The following is a 25458-nucleotide window of genomic DNA, read 5'->3' as shown; positions in this document are numbered from 1 at the left end:
CAGCAGGGAATGAAAAAGATCATTATAACAGGGGGCGCTGGTTTTATTGGTTCGCATGTAGTGCGCAGGTTTGTGAAAAACTATCCTGATTACAGCATTGTTAATTTAGATAAGCTTACTTATGCGGGTAACCTGGCCAATTTAAAGGATATTGAAAATGAACCTAATTATAAGTTCGTAAAGGGAGATATTGTTGATATTGCTTTTATTAATGAGCTTTTTGCGGCTGAAAATCCAGATGCGGTGATCCATCTTGCTGCCGAATCGCACGTAGACCGGTCGATCACTAACCCCCTTGATTTTGTGATGACCAATGTGGTAGGCACCGTAAATTTATTGAATACCGCCCGCGAGCATTGGAAAGGCAAATATGATCAAACTCGTTTTTATCATGTTTCTACCGACGAGGTATACGGTACGCTTGGTGAAGACGGCATGTTTACCGAAGACACCGCTTATGATCCGCATTCGCCATATTCGGCTTCAAAGGCAGGTTCTGATCATTTTGTGCGGGCCTACCAGGATACTTATGGTATGGATACCGTTATATCAAATTGCTCAAACAATTATGGGTCATTCCATTTTCCGGAAAAACTCATTCCGCTGGCAATTAATAATATCAAGCAAAGTAAACCTGTACCGGTATATGGTAAGGGCGAAAATATCCGCGACTGGCTTTGGGTTGAAGACCATGCGCGGGCAATTGATGTAATTTTCCATAATGCCAAATCGGGCTCAACCTATAATATAGGTGGGCATAACGAATGGAAAAATATCGACCTGATCAAATTGCTTTGCAGTATATTGGACAAAAAATTAGGCAGGGTTGAGGGAGAATCGGCTAAGTTGATCACTTTTGTGACAGACAGGGCCGGGCATGACCTGAGATATGCTATCGATGCAACCAAATTAAAAAATGATTTAGGTTGGGTGCCGGGTATAACTTTTGAGGAAGGTTTGGAAAAAACAGTTGATTGGTACCTGGCTAATGAAGATTGGCTTAATGATGTAACGTCGGGACATTACCAGCAATATTACAGCAGTCAGTATAACGATAGATAAAAAATGTTCGGGCTTTTTAAGAAGAAGAAGGCAATAAGGGAATCAAAATTCAATTATGAGGGAATCATGGTTGATATGCACTCGCATGTGTTACCTGGGATTGATGATGGTGCTAAAACACCCGAAGATTCGGTAGAGTTGATAAAAAAGATGATGGAATTGGGGATAAAAAAAGTTATCGCCACGCCACACATCATGATAGATTTTTATCGCAACACCCCCGAAACCATAGGAAACGCGCTTACTATATTAAAAGCCGAGTTGGTTAAACAAGGGATTGATATACCTGTTGAAGCCGCTGCCGAACACTATTTTGATGAAACGTTTGAAGCACGTGTAGAGAACGGCCCGATCATGACCATGGGCGACAACCACGTATTATTTGAATTTTCATTTATAAATCAACCGCCAAATACTTACAGTGTAATTCAAAAGCTTCATGATAAAGGGTATAAACCTATTTTGGCCCACCCCGAGCGCTACCAGTACCTTGACTTAGACATGTTGAGAAACCTGCATAGTTGGGGCCTGGATTTTCAGCTTAATACCATATCCCTCACAGGGTATTATGGTAAAGAGATAAAAAAAATGGCCGAAGACCTGGTTGATAATAGTTTGATAGACTTTATTTCAAGCGATATGCACCACTTAAGGCACGCCACGGCATTTGGCGATGCGCTGAGAACAACCTATATTGAAAAATTGCTTGTCGACTATCCGCTTAAGAATAAGATGTTATTTTAAACAGGTATTATCCAACAAGAAAAGCGTCATTGCGAGGAACGAAGCAATCCCCGATTAGCAGGTCCGCCCTGTATGGTTCACGATTGCTTCGTTCCCTATAATGGCGTGATCGTAAGTTATTGATTATTAAGTGTATTTTTCTAATGGATTTTATAACATGGGCGTTGCCTGCGGCCCGGGCTTTCCGTTGCAAGTCCTCGCCTTTCCTGCCCGCAACCCCTCTACACGCTCCGGGCTTTACACTGCAATCCCTCCTATGTTTACATCTAATATTATTGTAATGATTTTATGAGTGAAAAGAGTGAGAGCACAGCAATCCCAAACAGCCTTGAGCATGTTGAGCGTTAGATATAGCCTCACTCCTTTACTTTTTTGAGTTTGAACAGAATGTAAGGAATACGACCAGGCAGTATATCCAGGATAACCAACAGGAGGAAAAACGAAGAAAGGTTTTCACTTATAACAGTTAAAAACTTTGATCAATGGCAAGCAGATTATTAAAACAAGTAGTAGGTATTGATGTGGCTCAAAAAGAGCTGGTGGTTTCTATCGGCAAGATGGATGAGCAGGCAGTTATAACAGTTTATGCGAACAAGATTTTTCCAAACAATGAAAAGGATTTGCAAACCTGGAAGTATGGATAAACAAGCAAAGCATCCCCCAATATCCATTAAGATATGTAATGGAGGCCACAGGTGTATACCACGAGCGCCTTGCTTATTATCTGGCCGGCAAAGGGTATGCTGTAAGTATTGTCATGCCCAACAAGATCTCAAACTTCTTCAAGACACTGGAGATCAAAACAATTACCGATAAATCAATGTCTTTTGCCATAGCCATGTTCGGACTTGAAAAGAAACTGGATAACTGGGTACAACCCAAAAGGGTGTTCAGGACCCTGCGGCAGATAACCCGTGAAAGAGAACAACTTATTGCAGAAAGAACCATGATCAAGAACCAGCTACATGCTGAACAGTCCGAAGCTTTTCCGGGGGAAGATACTATCCGCAGAATGATGGACAGGATAAAGATGATTGGTGAACAACTTAAAGAAATACTTACTGAGATTAGAACAGCTGTAGCACAGGACAAACATTTAAAACAAACACTGGCTACCATTACCACTATTCCTGGAGTCGGCTTATTAACGGCCACTGTGATCATAGCCGAAACAAACGGCTTTGAGCTGATCAGGAGTAAAAAGCAGCTGACCAGTTACGCCGGGCTGGATGTCAGGGAAAAAGAATCCGGCTCATCCGTTAAGGGCAAACCCAAGATATCTAAAAGGGGGAACAAGCATTTACGAAAAGCCATGCACTTACCTGCATTAGCGGCCATAAGACATTCAGAAAGATATAAAGCTATATTTGTCCGGATCGTATCCCGAAATAGCGTGAAAATGAAAGCTACTGTAGCAGTACAAAGAAAATTATTGGAGATGGTATACACTATATACAAAACCAACAAACCATTCGAAAAAGACTACCTTCAACAGAATGCACACATATCCGAAAATAGTTAGAGCAGTCGCTTCAATTGAAGGACTGCCCTAAACAGGCTAACATAAAGCTGCCTAAGACTCAAAAATAAAAAATAACTTTTGCATATCAACACAGAATCTAACGCGGCCCACGCGCAACACCGCTAAAATATATTTTACATGTCATTACGTTTTTTTTCGGGCTTCCCTGATGGTTACTCGCAATGACATTTTTTGTTTGTAGGCAGCCTCTAAGATTTTGCAATCGTTTTTATTCGTACCTAAGCGCTTCCACCGGATCCAGTTTTGCTGCTTTTTTTGCCGGGTAGTAACCCGATATCAAACCAATAAACGTACACAACACCACAGCGAAGAATAACCATCCCCATGGCACTACAAATGAGCCGCTTATTTGTACAGCAATAAGGTTTCCCGCTGCCATGCCCAGTATCATGCCCGCTGCACCACCTATGAGACAGATCACTATGGCCTCGATTAAAAATTGTTTACGAATGATTGCCGGGGTTGCTCCTATAGCTTTCCGCACACCAATTTCGCGTGTGCGTTCTGTTACTGATACCAGCATGATGTTCATAAGTCCGATGGCGGCACCGATGAGTGTGATGATGCCAACTGCAAAGCCGGCGGCAGTAATACCTGCAAGCTGGCCTGATAGTTCCTTTTGAATGGAATCGCTCCGGCTTATTTCAAAGTTATCCTGGTTAATTACATTAAGCCCCCTTACGTTTCTGAATAAGGAGGTAGCTTCGCCAATGGTAGCGTCAAGGGCGCCGGGACTGGCTACTTTAATAGTTACCGTGAACGACGCATTCTTGGTACTGTCTATCTGTTTAGCTTTCAATACAGGGATCACGCAAAATTTATCGCCACCGAATGAGCTTGAACCTTTTGATGCAAATACACCAACTATCCTGAACCTATCGGTACCAAGGTATATCGATTTATTTATCGGGTCTTCGGTTTTAAACAGTTTCTTTTTGATCTCATCGCCAATAATGACCACGTTCGATCCATGTTCCAGCTCAGAAGCGGAAAAATTACGCCCGAAAGCCAGCTTTTTACCCGCTGTAACCAGGTAATTTTCGTTTGAGCCCGAGATGGATATATTGGGATTTGTTTTTTGATTGCCGTATTTGGCTACCGCGGTACCAATTACCTCTAAATTAATGGCTACAGCTACCGGCAATTTAAAAGTATTTTTAAAACGCACAGCCTGGTCATAAGTAATGGCCGGATACACTTTACGGTGCCCGCCGTTGCCGAAGTTCAACCCCTCGCCGCGGTTTTGCAGGGTGAATGTGTTGGCGCCAAGATCGGCGAAAGCATCGTTGGTGAACTGCCTGATGCCTTCGATGGCCGTTAAAATACCTACAAGCGCCATGATACCTATCGCTATGATCAGCGCGGTTAACGAGGTACGCAGCCTGTTGCCGGCTATAGACTGTAATGCAATGGAAATGTTTTCTTTGTAAGAGGTTTTTACCGGCATGGTATAAATATAAAAAACTTGCTGGTATGACTAAGCATTATACCAGTTTGTTACATGCTGATTTAACTTAATTTTTGTGATTGGTGTGGCTAAAGCCCCGATTTGGTAACTTGCTATTTATGTTATAATTTTCCGTTGAATTTAAACCTTAAAATGAAAAATTATTATATCCTGTTTGCTATCTCATCGCTTGTTTTTAGTATTTCAAGCGCATATGGTCAGATTGAAATAACACGACCGATAGAACAATATGGTTTCAATCAAAAAACGGTAGTTACCAATGCAAAAGGCGAGAAATATACTTATGCTAAATGGCGTGAATTGATGGCAACCGGCTATTATATGTTGAAGCCCGTACAGCATGATAGTGATAGCTCTGCTTTTATATTAACCAAACGTGATCCGCTTGCCGATGGTATTTTGCCGACTAATGCTATTAAGCCGCCCGAAACCAGGTTTTTTAAAACGGGAAATACCTTTAGCTTTTTCAATATGAGAGATGTTAACGGTAATGTAATTACAGCTGCGGAACTGAAAGGGAAAATAGTTGTGCTCAATTTTTGGTTTATTGCCTGCCCGCCATGCAGATATGAAATGCCCGAACTGAACCGCCTTGTCGACGCTTATCAGGATAATAAGGATATTGTATTTATTGCAATTTCTTTAGATAAAACTGAACAGGTAGAGCGATTTCTGAAAGTGTCGCCGTTTAAATACCATGTGGTTAGCGATTCGATGCCTTTGTTTTCTTACTATGGGGTTGATGAGTGCCCGGTGAGCCTGGTTATTGACAGGGACGGGGTTATACGGTTTAACAGCCAGGGCTATGGCGATGGAACGGTGCCAAGCTGGATCAGGAAAACGATATCTGATATTAAATAGTGGGTTTAAATATCACTCGTTAACTAAATATATATACCGCTTAATGATTTACCGTGTTATTGTTGCAGCCCTTCAAAACAAAAGCCGCTTCATGTTTTACAATGAAACGGCTTCCTATATTTTAACCGGGGGTAATTAAACCGAGAACGAAGAACCACAGCCGCAGGTGCTGGCAGCATTAGGGTTGTTGAAAGTAAAACCACGGGCATTTAATCCGTCCTGGTAATCGATTTGCATACCGGCCAGGTATAAACCGTGCGCTTTGTGCATGAAAACTTTAATACCATCAATAATATATTCCTGGTCGCCGTCTTTTTTCATGTCGAAGCCTAAAATATAGTTCATGCCCGAACAGCCACCACCCTCAACACCAACACGTAAACCAAATTCGTCGTTTATTTCTTGCTGGTCTTTTAATTTAAAAAGTTCCTTTACTGCGCCCGGTGTAAAAGAAACCGGAGCAGCTTCAACAGCTATACTCATCTTTATTTTTATTTATTCCACACAAATATAACGTAAAATGCAGATTTTTGTTAGTGTCATAATTTTATGACCCCTGTATAACATTTATAAACATGCCCACTCTACCTTTTTTGTTTGATATTTTAAAGTACACTATTTCGGGCTTAGGCGTTGTGTATATCGCTTTTTACCTGTTTAAACCCTATCTTGATAAATCAGAAAGTATCCAGTTATTGGAATTAAAACGCACCATCAGTAATCAAACCCTGCCATTACGCCTACAGGCCTATGAAAGGGTTGTACTTTTTATTGAAAGGGTTAATCCTGCAAGTTTACTTATCCGTCTTAACGGATCGGCCGATACCGCCGCCGAATTGCAGGCTATTATTGTTAACGAGGTGCGCAACGAGTTTCAGCATAACATTACGCAGCAAATTTATGTAAGCGCCCGGGTTTGGAACGTGGTAAAAAGAGTGAAGGACGATACCATTAATATGATTAATAATGCTGTAAAAGCTTTGCCGCCGGATACTTCGGCGCTTGAGTTAAGCAAAGTGATCCTGGTGCATTTAAGCAAGCTGGAAGATAATCCTTATGATGTAGCGTTAGGCCTGATCAGGCAGGATATGGAAGAATTATATTAAGCTTATGGCCAGGGATAAAAAAATTACCACTACATCGGGTATCGAAATTAAGGAGGTTTATACCGAACCTTCAAATATGAGTGAATTGCCAGGTGAGTTCCCTTTTACCCGCGGCATCCAAAAAGATATGTACCGGGGCAAACCCTGGACTATGCGGCAGTATGCCGGCTTCTCAACTGCCGAAGAATCAAACAAGCGTTATCATTATTTATTAAGCCAGGGTACAAACGGTCTTTCGGTAGCCTTCGATCTCCCAACACAAATAGGCTACGACTCCGACCATGCTCTTGCCGAAGGTGAGGTGGGCAAGGTAGGGGTAGCTATTGATTCGTTGAAGGACATGGAAATCCTGTTTGCTGGTATTGAGCTAAAGGATATTACAACCTCCATGACCATTAACGCAACCGCTCCTATTTTGCTGGCCATGTACATCGCCTTGGCAAAAAAACAGGGGGCTGATCTGAAACAGATTTCGGGTACTATCCAAAACGATATATTAAAAGAGTACGCCGCCCGCGGCACCTATATATATCCCCCTGCGCCATCCATGCGGCTCATTACCGATGTATTTGAATACTGCAGTAAAGAGGTGCCCAAATGGAATACTATCTCCATATCAGGTTATCACATCCGCGAAGCAGGCTCAACCGCCGTGCAGGAACTGGCATTTACTTTGGCCAACGGCAAAGCCTATTTAAAGGCCGCGCTGGATAAGGGACTTGATATTAATGTGTTTGCCAAGCGCCTTTCTTTCTTTTTTAACTGTCACAGTAATTTTTTTGAGGAAATAGCCAAGTTCCGTGCCGCCAGGCGCATGTGGGCGCATATTACCAAACAATTGGGGGCTACCGATGCCGGCGCTCAAAAACTTCGCTTTCATACGCAAACGGGCGGATCAACATTAACAGCACAACAACCACTTAATAATATTATAAGGGTGAGCAACCAGGCGATGGCTGCGGTGCTGGGGGGCACACAATCATTACACACCAATGGGTATGACGAAGCCTTGTCGTTACCAACAGAAGCCGCAGCCAAAATAGCCTTGCGCACCCAGCAGATCATCGCGTTTGAAAGTGGTGTTACCGATACGGTTGACCCGCTTGCCGGTTCATACTTTATCGAAGCATTGACAGATGAGATGGAAGCCACTGCCCAATTGTATATAGATAAGATTGATGCCATGGGTGGCGCGGTAAAAGCCATAGAACAGGATTATATCCAGCAGGAAATAGCAGCCTCTGCTTACCAGTACCAACAGGAGATTGAAACCGGCGAAAAAGTTATAGTAGGCGTTAACCGGTTTACCCAGCAGGAGGAAGCCCCTGTTAATGTGTTTAGGGTGGATGACGCGATCAGAAAAATGCAGTCGGAAAAAATTGCTGAGCTAAAAAGGGAGCGTAATAGTAACGATGTTGAGAAAAGTTTACATCTTTTGAGAATGGCTGCTGCCGGTGCGGAAAACTTAATTCCTTTTATCGTAACTTCGGTAGAAAGCTATGCTACCCTTGGGGAGATCGCCGATGTATTGCGAGGTGTTTTTGGAGAGTATTAGCGTCGTGGTGTGGCTTCCGTGCATGTAGTATAGTGCACCACAAATCAACAAACCTGGTTTTTATTTTTTATAAGGCACTAAACCAGTGCGTTATTTTTTTGTTCACAGTAACCATCAAAAAAGCGCAAACATTACCCATGTTTTGGCGTATAATTAAGGGTTGTAATTGACAGTTTTATTTTTCTTTTTTTTGAAATTTCAAAAAAAGAAAAAAACAATTGAGAAATATTCGGATTGTGATTTTTATATCAAAAATTATGTTATCCATACGAAAATTTCATTAAAAAATCGAATTTGTTAGTAAAAAGCCAAATGTTAAAAAAGTGAAAATTTAATTTTTTTATAAGCTTTTTTTGGCAATATTCGATGTTCCGTAGCAAGGCCAAAAGTTGTTTCGCTGGGGGTTGGAAATCAATATTTTACTTTTATTTATATGGAAAAAACTTGTACGAACGTTTGGAATAGCTGCCTTCAGATCATCAAAGACAACATACCGGCCCAGAGTTTTAAAACCTGGTTTGAGCCGATAAAAGCTTTGAGAATGGAGGGAAGCGTATTAACCATACAAGTACCAAGTTTATTCTTTTACGAGTGGCTTGAAGAGCACTATGTAGGGTTACTGCGCAAGACGATCAAAAAACAATTGGGCGACGAAGGACGTTTAGAGTATAATATAGTTGTTGAGCAATCATCAAGTAAACCATATACAACTAATATGCCTTCAAACGGAAATGGCGCTGATTCAAAACATCAGAGTATGCCGATACCTATTTCAATTAACAAGGATATTAAAAACCCCTTTGTTATACCCGGGCTTAAAAAGTTGAATGTAGACCCTCAGCTTAACCGTAACTATACCTTCGAAAACTTTGTTGAAGGTGACTGCAACCGTTTGGCCCGCTCTGCCGGTTATGCCGTTGCCGCTAAACCCGGAGGTACTTCATTTAACCCTTTAATGATTTACGGCGGTGTAGGTTTGGGTAAAACCCACCTGGCACAAGCTATTGGTAACGAAATTAAGCGCACCCTGCCCGATAAACTGGTACTGTATGTATCATGCGAAAAATTTACGCAGCAATTTGTTGATGCTTTAAAGCACAACAATATTAATGATTTTGTGAACTTTTACCAGGCCATTGACGTGCTGATCATGGACGATGTGCACAACTTTGCCGGTAAGGAAAAGACACAGGATTTCTTTTTCCATATATTTAACCACCTGCACCAATCGGGCAAACAACTGATCATTACATCAGATAAAGCGCCTAAGGATCTGGCTGGTTTGGAAGAACGTCTGCTTTCGAGGTTTAAATGGGGCTTATCTGCCGATTTGCAGATCCCTGACCTGGAAACCCGTATGGCTATCCTGAAGAATAAAATTTACCAGGATGGTATCGATCTGTCAAACGATGTGATCGAATACGTTGCCCATAACATTGATAATAACGTACGTGAGCTGGAAGGCGCCATGGTGTCATTACTGGCACAATCAACCCTTAACCGCAAGGAGATTGACCTGAACCTGGCTAAACAAATGTTGAAAAACTTTGTGAAGAACTCATCTAAAGAAATTTCGATGGAGTATATCCAAAGTTTAGTGTGCGAGTACTTTGAAGTGCCTATTGAAATGGTAAAATCTCAAACCCGCAAACGTGAAATTGTACAGGCACGTCAAATATCGATGTACCTGGCCAAAGCACATACCAAAAGCTCATTGAAATCAATAGGTCATTTCTTTGGCGGTCGTGACCACTCAACCGTGATCTATGCTTGCCAAACTGTAGAAGATTTGATTGACACCGATAAGAAATTTAAAGGGTATGTTGCCGATATTCAGAAGAAATTGAAAATGTCGTAATAAACACGACTTTTAACATACGAAAGCCTTGCATTTGATGCAGGGCTTTTTTGTTTGGCATTAATTTTAAAGCAGGCGATTGTGTTTGGTTTTATAAAAACAACGTGCCCTCCATTACAATCACTGACGAGCCACTTACCAGCACATTTTCGGCTGTTACCTTGATATGGATGGTAGATGGATGATTTACCAATACTCCCTGCAAAATTGTATAATCCTGGTTGGTGTTTATGTAACTGACCTGCTGCAAAAATCCGGCAAGGGGACCAGCAGCTGTTCCAGTGGCAGGATCTTCATCAATGCCATATGCGGGATTAAAAAAGCGGGTTTCGGTTAGATAGTCACCCTCTGAAACATCGGTTGTGAATAAGTAAAACCCTTCAAAGCCGTAATTTTTTGAAATTTCTTTGAGCTTATCAGGGTTGGGTATAGCCTGATTAAGCAGCGCTCTGTTTTTTACAGGAACCATGGTGTGGGCTACTTCTGTTTTCATGATGGTAGGCTTCCAGTTATTTAATTCCAGATCGCTTGTTTCTAAGCCGAGTGCTGGCGCCACAATTTCCGGGCTAATAGTACCAAGGTTCTTCGCAGCCTGCTGTTTTACTGATACCAGTATCAGGCCGTTTTCTTCACTGATCACAACGGGCAATTTTTCATTCTTCATAGTTACCCAATGCTCATCACCCTGACCGTTAAAAATATCCCATCCCTTAAGCAAAGCCAGGGATACAGCGCCCAGCAAATTATGACCGCCGCCACCAACCTCATAATTACCCGGAGTAAATGAACGTACCTTCAATAATTTTTCAGCATCAGAGTACCGTACAAAGGATGTTTCGGAATAGCCGAATTCGCGGGCTATGTTGTAGTATTGAGATAATTCCAGTTCGTCGTCACACCACACTACCGATAGCGGGTTGCCTTTATATGGTTGGTGAGTGAATACATCAAGTATATAATAGGATAATTTTTTCATTTGGTAGATTTTTGCTTGTCGCAAAGTAGTGAAGGTCTTCAGATTAAATGTCAACACAGTTTAAAAATGAAGAAAGATTGGATTATAGTTTTTTTCTCTTATCAGCAAATGATTAAATCAGCATATCAACTTGATTCCAAATGAGGTATATTTAGTTATGAAAAAACTTATTCTTGCAGTATTTATTTTATTATCGTTCCAATCCTTCGCCCAGCAAACGGAGCCGGATGCTATTAAGCAAACCATCAATACTATGTTTAATGCCATGCGCAAGGGCGATAGCACGATGCTTAGATCCACCTTTGCTAAAGGAATCGCTTTTCATAGCGTAGCCAACAAAAAAGATGGCTCAACAGCTTTGGAAATTGAAAACCCTGATGACTTTGTTAAAATGGTTGGCACGCCACACAAAGGCGTATACGATGAGCGCGTAACTTTTTCGGATATCAAGATCGACGGTCCGCTGGCCAGCGTTTGGGCGCCTTATAAGTTTTATTTAGATGATAAATACAGCCATTGCGGGGTAGATGTTTTCCAGCTGATGAAAACTGCCGATGGCTGGAAGATCATTTATATAGTTGATACCCGGCGAAAGGATAATTGCCCGGAGTGATTTTACATCACTCCCAGCTTCATCATCCCATAAAATAAACCGGCGCAATGCATGGCCTGTTTTATTTCGTTGTTAAGCAATAATTGTTTCACCTCTTCAATGGTGTATTCTTCAACAATCAGGTCTTCCAGTTCGTCAAGATGCTGGCCTTGTACTTTTTTGCCGCCTTTGGTGAAATAGGTAAATGTTTTATTGTTAGCTGTTGACGGGTTGCCGTATACCGTACAGATCAATTCAAATTCATCAAACTGGTAGCCGGTTTCTTCCAGCAATTCCCGGCGTATGGCGTGTACAGGTTCTTCGCCGGCGTCAATTACACCACCCGGAATTTCGAGCGAGATAACACCTGCCGCATGACGGTATTGTTTCACCATCAATACTTTATTGTCTTCGGTTATGGCTACTGCATTAACCCAGTTTGAATATTCAAGTACATAATAATCTTCAACAATTTTGCCGTTTGGCATTTCGCATTTATCAATGCGGAGGGTGGCCCAGGGGCCTTTATGGATGTATGATGATGAAAGTAGTTTCCAGGTGAGATCTTTACTCATTAATGCTTATAGATTTGAACCTTGATTTTTAGGATTGAAGGATTACCATGAGGATAAACCTATTCTGGAATACAAGGCTCGTGAATAATTTTATTTGATACTTAATGTTGTTTTCGGGTTGAAGTGGAGTTGCGATAGTCATATCCTTTTATCTTTAAATCAAGCCAATCATGGTTCAGTTACCAGCTGCCGCTTGAGCCGCCTCCTCCGCCGCTTCCGCCGCCAAAACCACCGAAGCCACCGCCTCCGCCACCGCCGGAAAAACCTCCCCAGTCGCCACCGCTGCTCCGGCCTCCGCCGCCAAGCATATTGCCAGCAAGGAACCACCAGAACGGGCTTGCACCCCCCCGGCGACCGATGATCTGCCTGCCGCCTCCGCCTCCGCGATTGCGGAATACCAGGATCAGGATAACTACGATTATGACAATAACTATAAAACCCGCAGGACCGCCGTTGCTTTGCTTTTGTTTTTTTGACGCCTTATACTCGCCCTTCATAGCTTTGATGATGCTGTTTGTGCCTGCATCAAGTCCGCCATAGTAGTCGCCTTGTTTAAAATGGGGTTTAAGGTCGTTTTGGATAATATCCTGCGTAACAATATCAGGCAAGGCGCCCTCGGCGCCGTAGCCGGTTTGGATACTCATTTTACGGTCACCAATAGCAACCAATACCAATACGCCATTATTTTTGTCTTTTTGCCCTATGCCCCATTTCCGCAACAGTTGAACGCCGTAGTCGTTAATGTCATAATTACCTGTAGATTTCAGGATCACCACTGCAATTTGTGTTGAAGTGGAATCATTGAAGGCTACCAATTTAGTTTCCAGTCGCTGTTTATCAGCGGGGTTTAAGGTGTTGGTATAATCTGTAACGAGAGTATTGGAGCGTTCCGGAAAATCCTGAGCAATTGCGGCAATAACGCAAAGTGTAAATCCGAAAAACAGTATAAACTTTTTGAGCATGTTTTTAATTTTTAATCGCCATCCATAAAGGCTATATCATCCGGAAGTTCGTTTTGATCGCCATCTTGATGAGGGAAATATTTTTGGAGCTGTTCGCCGGCAATTTTCAGGCCTGTTACAATCCCCTCAACTATATCGCCATATTTAAAATGCTGTAGCATATCATCGCGGGTTGTGTCCCAAAAATTGGGTGGGACTACCTGGTTAATGCCCGCATCGCCTATGATGGCAAATTTACGGTCGACAGTAGCCACGTATACCAGCACTCCATGCCTGAGCTTGGTTTTATGCATATTGAGCTGCTGGAAATATTTTGCGGCACGGTCAAGAACATCTTCGCTGCACCGCTTTTCGATGCAAACCCTGATCTCGCCCGACGAGCGGTGCTCAGCATCTTCAATAGCTTTGCGGATGCGCTGCTGTTCCTCTTCGTTAAATACAGCCATATATTTTGATTTATGATTTCACCGATTTGTTATGATTTCACCGATAACCAGGGATTTCGCCAACCTTCAAAAAATCGGTGAAATCACAGAACAATCAGTGTAATCCCATCAAATTAATTAAACTCTACTTTAGGGGCTTTGTCGGCGCCTGGTTCGGCAGTAAAATAACCCTTTTCGGAGAAACCGAACATTTTGGCAGTTATATTGGCCGGAAACGAACGGATCTTGCTGTTGTATTCCTGCACGGCGTCATTAAAATCTTTGCGCGATACGTTGATCCTGTTTTCGGTGCCTTCCAGTTGAATCTGAAGGTCATGGAAGTTAGAGTTCGATTTCAGATCGGGATAGTTTTCGGTAATGGAAAGCAATTTGCCCAGGGCCGCGCTTAACTCACCCTGTGAGGCCTGGAAAGCTTTTATTGATTCGGGGGTAAGCTTATTGGGGTCAACCTGTACCGATGTTGCCTTTGAACGGGCTTCAACCACAGCTGTAAGGGTGCTTTTTTCAAAATTTGCTGCGCCTTTTACGGTATTAACTAAATTGGGGATCAAGTCGCTGCGGCGCTGATAATCGCTTTGCACGGCACCCCATTTAGCTTTAACAGTTTCATCTAATTTAACCATACTGTTATAGCTGCATGAACTTAAGGACATAGCTGCAGCTATGATTAATATAACCGAGAATAACTTTTTCATTTGTTTTTCGTGTGTTTTTGTGACGTTTTGGGTTAGAGTGCAAATCACGTACCGTTGTTACAAAGGGCATGAGTTGCTGACAAGGTGTCAAGTTACGGCTTTTTGGTAAATTATGGAAGGATGTGTGGTGTAAGACGTGCGATATGAGAAATAATTAGATAGATTTGAGATATGAGACGTGAGATATGGGAAATGATAATATTCTGTTCTTTTGCCCCATAAAGCAGAAAGCCCCATCAGGGGCTGCGTCTTTGTAAATGATTTGTATAAGGTTAATGGCGGGACCGGCTTATCCTGCCAGGCAATGTTCTTCGCGCATGGTTAGTTTCGCTACCATATCTTTTAAAAGCGTACGGGCGCGGTGAAGTGTAGTGCGTGATAAAAGTTCGCTCATGCCCAGCGACGAACCTATTTCCTGGTGCGAGTATCCTTCAATGGCGTACATGTTAAAAACAGAGCGGTATGTTTTTGGTAATTTTTGTACCAGTTTCATCAGGTCTTTAGCTTCAAGTCCATTATCATTAAATGAGCTGCTGATAGGTATAGCGGCGGCTTCCTCTGCTGCAAAATCATCAACCAAAACTATTGGCTTTAACTTGCGATAACGTGATATGGCACAATGTACCATTATGCGGCGGATCCATCCTTCCAAACTTCCTTCACCGCGGTAGTTTTTCATGTTGCGGAACATTTTTATAAAACCTTCCTGTAATATATCCTGTGCCTCGTCTTTATCGGTTGCATAACGCATGCAAACAGCAAGCATACGTGGTGCTAATAACCTGTATAATTGTTCCTGGCTCTTCCTGTCGTTAGTCATGCAGCCATTCCATATAGTTTGTAAGCGTTCGTCGGCGGTAGTCATTGTTTTATTATTTAAATACATGAGGTGCATGCCAATCTAAGTGCCATTTTGTAATTTATTGATTTTCAGTATTTTATTTTTTATTGGCTTTTAAAACTGTTCGATAGCGTACGGTCAATGTGCAAAGCCGAACGGTTTTGAGCGTATTGAGCACTAACAGAATGGGGGTAATAATTAAAATTTAGCCGATAATATTTATACAAAATGGGGGTTAACACTTTTTTGGATAAAAAAACGCCCAATTGTTTGATTGTTAGATATATATGCAAATGTTAGCCCTGAATTCTGTTAACCCTGTTAACCCCCCATTTGTTAGCAGCGTCAATCCAACCCAAAACTATATACCGCCTAAAGCTTAATAAGAAAAGGAGGGTAATCTTGATTACGATACAGCTTCCGGGTGAAAATGAGCTCAGGTAAAAATTGCTGATCAAAGTCTCCCCCTTTGGGGGAGATTTAGAGGGGGTTTCTTAACTTTGCACCATCCGGGATAAAAACCCGGCATCAGTCATGACAAAAGAAACAGAGATAGTTTGTCCTCCCGGGCAACAGGAAGATGAAGCAGTTTTAACGCAACTGGCGTCAGCAGCGCTTAAAATTCCCCTGAAAAATATTACGGCATTAAAAATTTTAAAGCGTTCCATTGATGCGCGCGGCCGCCGTGTGGTTTACCGCATGCAGGTGAGGGTTTTTATAGAGGAGGCCTACCGACCCGAAATTTTTAATGTTAATTACCCAAATGTACAATTTGGCAGGCCGGTAATTATTGTTGGCGCAGGCCCTGCCGGATTATTTGCCGCACTGCAATGCATCGAACTTGGGTTAAAGCCCATTGTTATTGAACGGGGCAAGGATGTAAAACAACGCCGCCGAGATTTGGCTAATATCAACAAACAAGGCCTCGTTAACCCCGAGTCAAATTATTGCTTTGGGGAAGGCGGGGCAGGTACTTATTCGGATGGTAAGCTGTATACCCGCTCAACCAAGCGGGGAGACGTGAACCAAGTGCTTAAAATGTTTGTGGCCCATGGTGCCGACGAAGATATCTTGATTGATGCGCGACCGCACATCGGCACCAATAAACTGCCGCAGATCATTACAGCTATGCGCGAAACCGTACTGAACGCAGGCGGGGAGATCATGTTTGATACCAAAGTAACCCAACTGCTGGTGGCTTTTGGAAAAATTAAAGGCGTAAAAATAGCTGCGGGCGAAAAGATCGTGGCTGATGCTGTGATCCTGGCTACAGGCCACTCGGCAAGGGATGTGTTTGAAATGCTGCATAGCCAAAATATCCTGATCGAAGCTAAACCTTTTGCTTTGGGTGTAAGGATAGAGCACCCGCAGGAAATAATTGACCGCGCGCAATATCATTGCGAATTGCGAGGCCCTGATCTGCCGCCATCATATTATAGCCTTGTTGAGCAGGTTGACGACCGCGGTGTGTTTTCTTTTTGTATGTGCCCCGGTGGTATCATCGCACCGTGTTCAACCGAGCCCGGCGAAATTGTGGTGAACGGATGGAGTCCCTCAAAACGGAATAACCCTTTCGCAAATTCGGGCACTGTGGTGCAAATTAATTTAGATGATGTTGCCGGCGATGATAACGACCCTTTTAAGATGCTCAACTTTCAGAAGCAGGTTGAACAGGCTGCTTTTGCGGCTGGCGGTGGTAACCTCGTAGCGCCCGGACAACGGATGGTTGACTTTGTGCAGAACCGTTTATCAAACGATTTACCCGTTAATTCATACTTGCCCGGTACTAAAAGCGTTGAACTGAAAGAAGTTTTACCGGGGTGGATCAATGAACGCTTGCGCAAAGCGCTACCGGTATTCGGTAAAAAAATGAAAGGCTATTATACCAATGACGCCATTTTGGTTGGTGTTGAATCGCGTACATCATCGCCTGTTAAAATTCCGCGCGACAGGGAGACCTTACAGCATCCACAGGTTAGGGGTTTATTTCCCTGCGGAGAAGGGGCGGGCTATGCGGGTGGTATAATTTCTGCTGCTATTGATGGAATTAACTGTGCAACTGCTGCTTTAAAAATATTATCATGACCACATCTCAAAAATTATTTAACCAGCTTCAAAGTGTTTTGTCGGGCCAACCATGGTATGGCCCTTCAGTTTATTCCATTGTTGATAATATCAGTTTTGAAGCTGCCTATGAAAAGCCCGCTGGCTCAATACATAATATTGCCGCTATTATTTTGCACATGACCGGATGGACTGAAGAAGTAATGGACCGAATGAATGGCATGGATGCACAGTTGCCTGTTCGTGGTGACTGGCCTGAACCCGGCCTGCCCGACGAACAAAAGTGGAAATGGATTGTTGAAGATATAAAGCTGGTAAACGTAAACCTGGCAGGCTTTATCCAAAATTTCCCGGAAGAAAAATGGAACGAGCCTGTTACCAAAAAGGGCGGAGAAGCCGGAGAAACTTACGAATGCCAGGTGACCGGTTTGATACAGCATCATATTTATCATTCCGCGCAAATTGCTTTACTAAACAGGATGATCAATGGCTAATAAAAAAACATTAATATTAGGGGCAACACCCGATACCAGCAGGTACGCCAATTTTGCGGCTACCCGCCTGGTTGAACGCGGGCATACCATTGTTAATGTTGGCATAAAAACGGGCGAAGTAGCTGGTGTACCTATTGAAAAACCTGAAACCATACATCATGATATTGATACCATAACGCTGTATGTTGGCCCACAAAATCAACCTCCGTTGTATGATTATATATTGAACACAAAGCCCAAACGGATCATCTTTAATCCGGGAACCGAAAATACCGAACTGAGGCGTAAAGCCAACGAACAAGGTATCGAAACCGAGTACGCCTGTACGTTAGTAATGTTATCGATAGGGGAGTATTAAATTTGGTAACCGTAATTTTGAATTACCGGCCGCCAATAATCAAGGTTTTTATCCCAGGCATGGCATCCAAATGGTAGTTTATTATTGTTTATTTTTATAGCTCGTTCGGGAAATAATTCGATTGAGAAACCCGTGGCTTTTTTATAAGAAGGGATATTAAGTACTTTTCTTTTCCTGTTAACTTCGATGCTCCAAAAAACATCTTCGTTGAAGTAATGATCATGGCTAAGGCTTAAATATCGTTTTGCCTGGTTTTTCATATTGATGCAGAGTTCATGAAATTTATTTACCCTGCGCAAGGAGAAACCACCGTTACCAACCCCGTTTTCAAATTGCATAGGTGATGGCCGGCCATCTTTTTGAACGTCGAACTTTAAATGCAGCCATCGCTGAAGTTTGGACTTTACAGCTTTAACAACATCCGGGTAACCGTACTTATGGATCCATGGCGCACCTATATAATCATAGCCCTGTGTGCACCATTCCATTAATTCATCGCTAAATACAAATGCATCCAGCTGATGTATCAGCATGAAATCGTAAGTTAAAAAGCTTCGGTAAAATTCTTCCGAAAGCATAAGTGCATTATAGCCTTTAATATTTTTAAAATACCTGTCGTCGAAATTAATTACATTAGCTATGGCATCTAATTGGGCTTCATCGGGCAATATAAGGTTATGTGGTTTAATAACTATTATATCATGGGCCGATAATACTTTAGTTGCCTGTACAAGAGCCGTGTGTTCGAGATTGCTCATAACAGGCTTATAAAAAGGGATCACTACTGCTGCTTTCACGGGTAAAAAAAGAAAAAAGTTGATGTTTTGTTTTAAACTTTAGCTGTTTGTGGCAGTTGCTGTGTTTAGAAAAAACTCCACGCACGAATACTGTTGTGATAAAAACAGTTGTTCGTTATAATAATACTGCAGTGATATTAGCGCAATAATAACGTCGAACGCTACAGATTGTTATCAAAAAATGTGTAACACTTAAGCTACATAAACAGGCTGCAATCTATATATGTACGAAATATCTTTAGATTTTTTTAGTATATAATAAGGGCAGGAGGTGCACTTTAGTTATAAGTAAGCATGCCCTGGGTTTGCAAATCAAAAACCTTTCAAAGCAAATAAGAGCCTACGCCTGGGCATTAAAAGCCTGCATATCTATCAGCTTTTTATATACGCCATTGTTTTGAAGTAATTCTACATGTGATCCCCGTTCAACAATACTGCCGTTTTCAAGCACAATTATAATGTCTGCATTTTGAATGGTGCTTAAGCGATGGGCTATGATAAGTGAAGTTCTGTTCTTCATTAGATTGTTTAAAGCTTCTTGAACCAGCTTTTCTGATTCGGTATCCAGGGCTGATGTTGCTTCATCAAGTAACATAATCGGCGGGTTGTTCAGCACCGCCCGGGCAATACAGATACGCTGACGCTGGCCTCCTGATAGTTTGGTGCCGCGGTCGCCGGTGTTGGTTTGATAACCTTTGCCTGTTTCCATAATAAAGTTATGTGCATTAGCTATGCGGGCAGCCGCTTCAACTTCTTCCTGGGTCACATTTGGCTTGCCGAATGCGATATTATTAAATATCGTATCATTAAATAAAATCGACTCCTGGTTCACAATGCCCATTAAAGCCCTTAATGATTCCATAGTAACAGTTTGGATGTTTTTACCGTCGATAGAGATCGTACCTGACTGGGGCTCACTGAACCGTGGCAGTAGATCCATTAAAGTAGATTTTCCGCCACCTGAGGGCCCAACCAGCGCTACTGTTTTTCCTTTCGGAATTTCGAGGTTGATGTTTTTAAGTACGTATTTCTCAGTTTCAATTAGCTGTTTTTCGGTACCCGAAACCTGGGCAGCATCAGGTTTAATAGTATATGCAAATGATACGTTTTCGAATTTGATCTTATCCTCAAAACCAGTTAGCTCCGTGGCATTGGGTGCATTAACAATTAATGGCTTCTCATCTATGAGTGCCAATACGCGTTCACCCGCCGCTATGCCCGAATGGATATTGCTAAATGAATCGGATATAGCCTTGGCCGGGCGCATGATCTGCGAAAACATAGCAATATAAACTATGAAATTATCGGCAGATAGTGTACCCTGGTGACTGATAATTAACGAGCCGCCATATAGTACTATTCCTGCAACCATTAATACACCCAGAAATTCAGATACCGGCGAGGCCATTTGCTGCCTCTTTGCCATAGAGCGGGTAATTCTTGAATATTCTTTGTTTTCGTGATCAAACCGGTTTTTTATAAACGAAACTGCATTAAATGCTTTGATAATCTTGATGCCTGATAAGGCTTCATCAAGATTACTGATCATGTTGCCGTAAGTTTGCTGTGATTCTGCAGCTTGTTCTTTCAAACGCTTAACTATCCTTGATATGATAAATGCCGAAACAGGGATTATCAACATGGAAAACAACGTCAGTTTAACTGATATTACAAATAAAAATACAAGATAAGTTAAAAGCTGGAAAGGCTCTTTAAACGCAACCTGCAAAGTACCCGTTACCGAAAACTGAACAACCTGCACATCTGCTGAGATCTTTGAAAGGATATCACCCTTGCGTTCATTACTAAAATAACCCAGGTGCAGGTTCATAACGTTATTAAAAACAGTACGGCGCAGGTTAAGCAGAGTGTATATACGCAGGTTTTCCATAATCCGCTGTGAAAAATAACGAAACAGGTTGCTTAGTAATACAGACACAACTATAGCTGCGCAAACAAATTTCAAAGCTCCAAGCGGCCCGTAAGTTAAATTGGCTTCGTGGGCAAAATAGTCGAAATCTTTTAAGGGGTTCCACCAGTTTGTCGGTTTGGTAACCGCTTCGCCGGTTTTGGGGTCAAAAATTGTTTTTAGCAATGGTGCCAGTAAAGCAAGGTTAAGAGTATTAAATATTACCGAAAATAAAGTACATATAAAATAAGGGACCGCGAATTTACCTATGGGACGGGCGAAGGAAAGAAGCCTGAAATAAATCTTCATTAAATTTTATTATAAAATGCAAAGCTAATAGTAATTAGCTAATAACGTGTAACGTGGTCTAAAAGCATATCATCCTACGGGCAAATACTTTTGGGTTGCCTGCCAAACTTGCTCGATATCTATACCTGCAATGCATGGAAAAGATTCGTCACTTTGTACTTTAAATACGCAGTTCCAGTTGCAATAATAGCAATCCATTTTTTCGTAGATAAATGATCCGTTTTTGACGATGTCTTCAGGATAAGGAACAAAACGATCGAAATGACCACCACCAACAATACATACAAAAGGAGTGTCAACGGCCGCGGCTATGTGAACGGCGCTGCTATCATTACAGATTATCATAGCTGAATTTGCAACCAACTCGATAAGTTCGTTTAAATTGGTTTTACCGCTGATGTTGACGACTGATGCTGATTGCGATTGTTCCATTATATAATTGCAGAGCGGTATTTCAGCTTTACCGCCCGCCAGGTAAATGATTTCATTTGTGTTTTGCTCAAGCTTTTTAATTAAAAGAGCAAATTTTTCAGCTTCCCATCCCCGGCTTTTAAGTCCTGCTCCCGGAAAGACAATGATGCCACTTTTTGTTGTTCGGTTAGCACCAATAAATTGTTTTCGAATGGAGATAAGTTGATCAAGTGCCTGTTCAAAAAAATATCGGTTCCTGGCAAATTCAAAATGTATTAAAGGGGGAATTGGTAATAATGTTTTATAAAATTTATCTGTTTTAACTTTGTATTTAGGCTCAATGCCCTCAGTATCGCTTTCAAAACCAATCAGGTTTGATGAACCCGAAAGCGCGGCGAGCCCATCCGTAATAAAGGTACGTGTACTGGTAGGGTTTAAAACTTTCTCATAACTTCTGCCAAATAACTGCAATCCTAATTTAAAAACTGCCCCGGGCGAATAATAAAGATTATTTGCTTTTGTAAAGAAAAATTTTGTTATGTATTGTCCGTCATGCGTTGTAGCAATATCGCGCCATATTTCGTTACCTAATAAATCTATTTCGTAATTACGGTACCTTGTTGATTGCTTTAAGATCTCAATAAAATTTCTGAACAAAACGTAATCACCTATGGCATCGGCCTTAATGATTAGTATTCTTTTTTTGGAGGGTTTGAATAAAGCAAAAAATCGGAATACGTATGGTATTTTTAGTAAGATGAAGCGTGTTAGCCGGAATAGATTCCTGTTTTTTTGCATTTAAAAACAACAGATAAAAGGTAATGTATTTGCCTTTATAATATTTACTTTGTACAATTAAATAATGAGCGAAAATACACAAAATATAACGTCAAAACAGGTAGATGCGTATGCACGGAGGCTCACAGTTATAATTGTTACTTATAATGCTGCCGCCACATTGCAAAAAAGCCTGGATAGCGTTTACATGCAAAGTTACCCTGATATTGAACTCATTGTTATTGATGGGAACAGCAGCGATGGCACAAAAGATATATTGATTGCCAATAACGATAAGATCACTTACTGGAGAAGCGAACCTGATAACGGCATATACGATGCTATGACTAAGGCTTTAAAACAAGCTAAAGGCGATTGGATTTATTTTTTAGGGGCTGATGATGATTTATTGCCTGATTTTTCAAATATGGCTATGGAACTAAATGAGCCTAATACCATTTATTACGGAAGCGTATTGACGAGAGGATTAAAGCCCTTGGGCGAGGTATCTGATTACTATCTTGCCAAGCACGGCATTATTCAACAGTCTATCATTTATCCTAAAATCGTTTTTGAAAAATATAGCTATAACTTTAAGTATCGTTCCTCGGCCGATTTTGCGCTGAATATGCAATGCTTTGGCGATAAAAGTTTGAAGTTTGTGCATTTGAACCATGTAATAGCAAATTTTAGTCATGATGGTGTTTCAGGCCAGTCGCGAGATATGGTATTTGAAAAGGATAAACCTAAACTGATATTAAAGAATTTTGGTTTTAAATTCTGGTTTAGGTTTATGGTCAGAAAAATGCGAGGCAAATCATAATTACCTGCCTTTAAGTACTTCCTGATATAGCTCTAAATACCGCTTAGCTGTTTCATCCCAGTTAAAAGTTTCGGCGTGGGCAATTATCTTATCTGACGGTGAATTTTTATGAAAATCTTCCAAACCTGCATTAAATACATTTTGCATTTCAGCAGGTTCAAAATCGTCAAAATAATAAGCACAATCTCCCGCAATTTCGGGTAGGGAGGTGCGGGTAGATACAAAAACAGGTTTGCCAAAATGCATAGCTTCAATTACTGGTAAACCGAACCCTTCAGCAATGGAAGGAAAAACAAATGCTTCACAATTTTTATAATACCAGGCCCTGTCATCATCTGATATCGGCCCGGTTATTTTAACCCTGTTTTCTACGCCATGTTTTTTTGCCTCTTCAATGATCTTTTCTTCATAGGGCGTTTTGATGCCCGAAATGACGAGTTCAAAATCATTATTTGCAAGTAAGGCAGGTAGTACGTGAAAGTTTTTTTTGGCTGCCACAATCCCAATGGTAAATAAAAAAGGTTTTTGAGGGAAGTAAGCCGGTTGGTGCCCTTGTTTTAATATCAATTTATCAGCACCATTATGAATAACTGTTAACCTGTTTGCAATATGCGGGAAGTAGGTTAAAACATCGTTAGCAGCAAAGTTTGATATTGTTACTATTTTATTACTTGAATTAATTCGCTCCCCCAGCTTTTTAAGGTACAGGTTCAGTTTTTCTTTGCCTACGTTTTCATGCACCTGGTTAATGTCATGTATAGTAAGTATCTTTTTGTATTTGCTCCGCACTTTTTTAGGCTTTAGCCTTGAAAACTGGTCGGTAAAATGGAATAGGTCAATGCCTTTGTTATTGTAGAAAAAAAACTTGTGATGCTTTTGTAAATAAGTTCTGTGTATTGCCGCATCCGCATCAAATTCGGTTACTGATTTATGCAGAAAATATGTCAAATTAAAACCTGTGTTTTCTTTTGCCAGGGCTTTCCCAAGGCTCTTTCCAAAATGATATAGGCCGGTATTCGGGTACCTCATGGAGTCCAACGTTACCAATACACGAGGTTTATTTATAGCCATGTTTTAACTTGTTCTGCCACCATAAACGGCGTAATTGTTTCTAAATTGTTTGTTCCGCTTTCAATATAGCCCGCCTTTTTGCCAACAGGTGCCCATCGGCCAGGGTGTATAGGCCTTAATGACGGGAATAATCCAAGGGTATTGATCCCGGTTAGAGCGGCCAAATGCAGCGGACCTGTACCTGAAGCAATAAGCCCGCCAGCTTTACTTATGAAGGCTATCAATTGCCCCAGCGACATCTGCCCGGTCATATCCCGTACTGTTGTCGGGAGTGTTTTGATCCAGTTTGCAAGTAATGCTTTTTCGTTTTCAGACCCTGTTATGATAATGTTGAATTTGTCGGGCGGCAAGTTATTGATGAGCTCTGCAAAATTATCCAGGCCCCACTCCATACCACTGCCATGCGATTTTGGATGGATGATCAGGTTAAATTTATCGTTTACAAGTACAGCCCCCAAAGCTGGCGTAAGCTCAACATTATTCTGGAAATTATTATGTGCTATAATTCCAGGTAAGGAAGGTATATGCTCAAGGCCTAATGGCTTTAACAGGACCAGGTTAAGCTGCGACTCATGCAGATCTGATTTTTTACGGCTTAATTTTACCAGCTTGTTACAGGTGTACCAATGAAAAACCCTGTTGGTTGTTCCTATCCGGAGTTTAATACCTGCCTGTTTTGCTATCCTGGCAATATGTTTATTGGGCAGCACGTGTATTACTGCGTCAATGTTTTGCTTTTGCAGATATTCAATTTGGCTAGTATCAGGGAGCGTTTTTAGTTCGTCGTAATTAACAAAAGCATCTATCGAAGCCATAGCGTTAATTACCGGCTGTGTATATGTTCGGCCCAAAAACGAAACTTTAGCGCCTGGGAACAATTGTTTAAGGTAGGATGCCACAGGTAATGTTAGTACAACATCGCCAATAGCATCAACCCTGCTTATTAAGATGTGCGGCGCTTCTGTATCCTGAAATTGGAACATGATTTTTATTGCAGATGTTGATCGGCTATTATATTTAACCAACGGCAATAATAAAGATTTAAATTATACAATAGTTTTATTCTTGTATTTTAATTATATAAATAATTTAATACGATGGATAAAATTAATACGATGGATAAAATAGGAAAGGTGTGCTCGTTATTATTCGATTACACAC

26 protein-coding genes are annotated in these 25458 nt (G+C 41.4%); 13 read left to right on the top strand and 13 right to left on the bottom strand.

Annotation, left to right across the window (positions count from 1 at the left end; genetic code table 11):
• The first annotated feature begins 9 nt into the window (after positions 1-9).
• The 4 genes from rfbB to IEX80_RS14985 all read left to right on the top strand — a co-directional run bounded on the left by rfbB (position 10) and on the right by IEX80_RS14985 (position 3328).
• Positions 10-1062: a dTDP-glucose 4,6-dehydratase gene (gene rfbB / locus IEX80_RS14995; protein WP_176628013.1), complete on the top strand. Its 1053-nt coding sequence runs from the start codon at positions 10-12 to the stop codon at positions 1060-1062.
• Between the two features lie 3 nt (positions 1063-1065).
• The gene (locus IEX80_RS14990; protein WP_188833357.1) at positions 1066-1806 is read left to right on the top strand and encodes a tyrosine-protein phosphatase; all 741 of its coding nucleotides are present in this window, start codon (positions 1066-1068) and stop codon (positions 1804-1806) included.
• A gap of 482 nt (positions 1807-2288) precedes the next feature.
• Positions 2289-2450: a hypothetical protein gene (locus tag IEX80_RS27805; RefSeq protein WP_229701640.1), complete on the top strand. Its 162-nt coding sequence runs from the start codon at positions 2289-2291 to the stop codon at positions 2448-2450.
• Positions 2435-3328, top strand: coding sequence for an IS110 family RNA-guided transposase (locus IEX80_RS14985; RefSeq protein ID WP_308421699.1), 894 nt, complete (start codon positions 2435-2437; stop codon positions 3326-3328). The genes IEX80_RS27805 and IEX80_RS14985 overlap by 16 nt, the downstream gene beginning before the upstream one ends.
• 229 nt (positions 3329-3557) lie before the next feature.
• Here IEX80_RS14985 and IEX80_RS14980 read toward each other — a convergent pair whose 3' ends face one another.
• A complete protein-coding gene (locus IEX80_RS14980) occupies positions 3558-4796 on the bottom strand; it encodes an ABC transporter permease (protein ID WP_090528841.1) in 1239 nt (412 codons plus the stop codon).
• A 153-nt stretch (positions 4797-4949) separates the two neighbouring features.
• Here IEX80_RS14980 and IEX80_RS14975 point away from each other — a divergent pair, with 153 nt between their 5' ends.
• Positions 4950-5678: a TlpA family protein disulfide reductase gene (locus tag IEX80_RS14975; RefSeq protein WP_188833356.1), complete on the top strand. Its 729-nt coding sequence runs from the start codon at positions 4950-4952 to the stop codon at positions 5676-5678.
• A gap of 135 nt (positions 5679-5813) precedes the next feature.
• On the opposite strand, the gene IEX80_RS14970 is transcribed toward IEX80_RS14975, so the two are convergent.
• On the bottom strand, positions 5814-6161 hold the full coding sequence (locus tag IEX80_RS14970) for a HesB/IscA family protein (protein ID WP_090528835.1): 348 nt from the start codon (positions 6159-6161) through the stop codon (positions 5814-5816).
• Between the two features lie 92 nt (positions 6162-6253).
• Here IEX80_RS14970 and IEX80_RS14965 point away from each other — a divergent pair, with 92 nt between their 5' ends.
• The 3 genes from IEX80_RS14965 to dnaA all read left to right on the top strand — a co-directional run bounded on the left by IEX80_RS14965 (position 6254) and on the right by dnaA (position 10197).
• Complete coding sequence (locus IEX80_RS14965; protein WP_090528832.1) at positions 6254-6784, top strand: DUF7935 family protein; 531 nt, start codon at positions 6254-6256, stop codon at positions 6782-6784.
• Positions 6785-6788: 4 nt separating this feature from the next.
• Positions 6789-8339, top strand: coding sequence for an acyl-CoA mutase large subunit family protein (locus IEX80_RS14960; protein ID WP_188833355.1), 1551 nt, complete (start codon positions 6789-6791; stop codon positions 8337-8339).
• Positions 8340-8772: 433 nt separating this feature from the next.
• Positions 8773-10197 (top strand): chromosomal replication initiator protein DnaA, encoded by a 1425-nt coding sequence (dnaA, locus tag IEX80_RS14955; protein ID WP_090528828.1) that lies wholly within the window; start codon positions 8773-8775, stop codon positions 10195-10197.
• A 91-nt stretch (positions 10198-10288) separates the two neighbouring features.
• On the opposite strand, the gene IEX80_RS14950 is transcribed toward dnaA, so the two are convergent.
• The gene (locus IEX80_RS14950; RefSeq protein ID WP_229701638.1) at positions 10289-11173 is read right to left on the bottom strand and encodes a PhzF family phenazine biosynthesis protein; all 885 of its coding nucleotides are present in this window, start codon (positions 11171-11173) and stop codon (positions 10289-10291) included.
• Positions 11174-11330: 157 nt separating this feature from the next.
• Here IEX80_RS14950 and IEX80_RS14945 point away from each other — a divergent pair, with 157 nt between their 5' ends.
• A complete protein-coding gene (locus tag IEX80_RS14945) occupies positions 11331-11786 on the top strand; it encodes a nuclear transport factor 2 family protein (RefSeq protein ID WP_188833354.1) in 456 nt (151 codons plus the stop codon).
• A 2-nt stretch (positions 11787-11788) separates the two neighbouring features.
• Here the strand turns inward: IEX80_RS14945 and IEX80_RS14940 are convergent, their stop codons facing one another.
• The 5 genes from IEX80_RS14940 to IEX80_RS14920 form a co-directional block, all read right to left on the bottom strand.
• On the bottom strand, positions 11789-12340 hold the full coding sequence (locus IEX80_RS14940) for an NUDIX hydrolase (protein ID WP_090528819.1): 552 nt from the start codon (positions 12338-12340) through the stop codon (positions 11789-11791).
• Between the two features lie 179 nt (positions 12341-12519).
• Positions 12520-13302 (bottom strand): TPM domain-containing protein, encoded by a 783-nt coding sequence (locus IEX80_RS14935; RefSeq protein WP_188833353.1) that lies wholly within the window; start codon positions 13300-13302, stop codon positions 12520-12522.
• Positions 13303-13313: 11 nt separating this feature from the next.
• Positions 13314-13748 (bottom strand): TPM domain-containing protein, encoded by a 435-nt coding sequence (locus tag IEX80_RS14930; RefSeq protein WP_188833352.1) that lies wholly within the window; start codon positions 13746-13748, stop codon positions 13314-13316.
• 113 nt (positions 13749-13861) lie between these two features.
• Positions 13862-14443, bottom strand: coding sequence for a LemA family protein (locus tag IEX80_RS14925; protein ID WP_090528807.1), 582 nt, complete (start codon positions 14441-14443; stop codon positions 13862-13864).
• 289 nt (positions 14444-14732) lie between these two features.
• Positions 14733-15308: an RNA polymerase sigma factor gene (locus tag IEX80_RS14920; protein WP_229701637.1), complete on the bottom strand. Its 576-nt coding sequence runs from the start codon at positions 15306-15308 to the stop codon at positions 14733-14735.
• Positions 15309-15818: 510 nt separating this feature from the next.
• Here IEX80_RS14920 and IEX80_RS14915 point away from each other — a divergent pair.
• The 3 genes from IEX80_RS14915 to IEX80_RS14905 are packed head-to-tail and all read left to right on the top strand — an operon-like array spanning position 15819 to position 18200.
• Positions 15819-17369, top strand: coding sequence for an NAD(P)/FAD-dependent oxidoreductase (locus IEX80_RS14915; RefSeq protein ID WP_188833350.1), 1551 nt, complete (start codon positions 15819-15821; stop codon positions 17367-17369).
• Positions 17366-17842: a DinB family protein gene (locus tag IEX80_RS14910; protein WP_188833349.1), complete on the top strand. Its 477-nt coding sequence runs from the start codon at positions 17366-17368 to the stop codon at positions 17840-17842. Before IEX80_RS14915 ends, IEX80_RS14910 begins: the two co-directional genes overlap by 4 nt.
• A complete protein-coding gene (locus IEX80_RS14905; protein WP_188833348.1) occupies positions 17835-18200 on the top strand; it encodes a CoA-binding protein in 366 nt (121 codons plus the stop codon). The genes IEX80_RS14910 and IEX80_RS14905 overlap by 8 nt, the downstream gene beginning before the upstream one ends.
• On the opposite strand, the gene IEX80_RS14900 is transcribed toward IEX80_RS14905, so the two are convergent.
• From IEX80_RS14900 to IEX80_RS14890, 3 genes are all read right to left on the bottom strand, one after another.
• A complete protein-coding gene (locus tag IEX80_RS14900; RefSeq protein ID WP_229701636.1) occupies positions 18197-18958 on the bottom strand; it encodes a DUF5672 family protein in 762 nt (253 codons plus the stop codon). The genes IEX80_RS14905 and IEX80_RS14900 overlap by 4 nt on opposite strands.
• Positions 18959-19337: 379 nt before the next feature.
• Complete coding sequence (locus tag IEX80_RS14895; RefSeq protein WP_188833347.1) at positions 19338-21215, bottom strand: ABC transporter ATP-binding protein; 1878 nt, start codon at positions 21213-21215, stop codon at positions 19338-19340.
• 69 nt (positions 21216-21284) lie between these two features.
• Positions 21285-22283 (bottom strand): glycosyltransferase family 9 protein, encoded by a 999-nt coding sequence (locus IEX80_RS14890; RefSeq protein ID WP_175490005.1) that lies wholly within the window; start codon positions 22281-22283, stop codon positions 21285-21287.
• 205 nt (positions 22284-22488) lie between these two features.
• Here IEX80_RS14890 and IEX80_RS14885 point away from each other — a divergent pair, with 205 nt between their 5' ends.
• On the top strand, positions 22489-23226 hold the full coding sequence (locus IEX80_RS14885; protein WP_090528783.1) for a glycosyltransferase family 2 protein: 738 nt from the start codon (positions 22489-22491) through the stop codon (positions 23224-23226).
• On the opposite strand, the gene IEX80_RS14880 is transcribed toward IEX80_RS14885, so the two are convergent.
• Complete coding sequence (locus IEX80_RS14880) at positions 23227-24297, bottom strand: glycosyltransferase family 4 protein (RefSeq protein ID WP_176628027.1); 1071 nt, start codon at positions 24295-24297, stop codon at positions 23227-23229.
• On the bottom strand, positions 24288-25280 hold the full coding sequence (locus IEX80_RS14875; protein WP_188833346.1) for a glycosyltransferase family 9 protein: 993 nt from the start codon (positions 25278-25280) through the stop codon (positions 24288-24290). The genes IEX80_RS14880 and IEX80_RS14875 overlap by 10 nt, the downstream gene beginning before the upstream one ends.
• Positions 25281-25458: the final 178 nt, after the last annotated feature.

Origin of the sequence: Mucilaginibacter rubeus, assembly GCF_014643835.1 — a bacterium.
In the GTDB taxonomy this organism is placed as follows: Bacteria; Bacteroidota; Bacteroidia; order Sphingobacteriales; family Sphingobacteriaceae; genus Mucilaginibacter; species Mucilaginibacter rubeus.
This window is presented reverse-complemented; position numbering and strand designations above follow the sequence as displayed.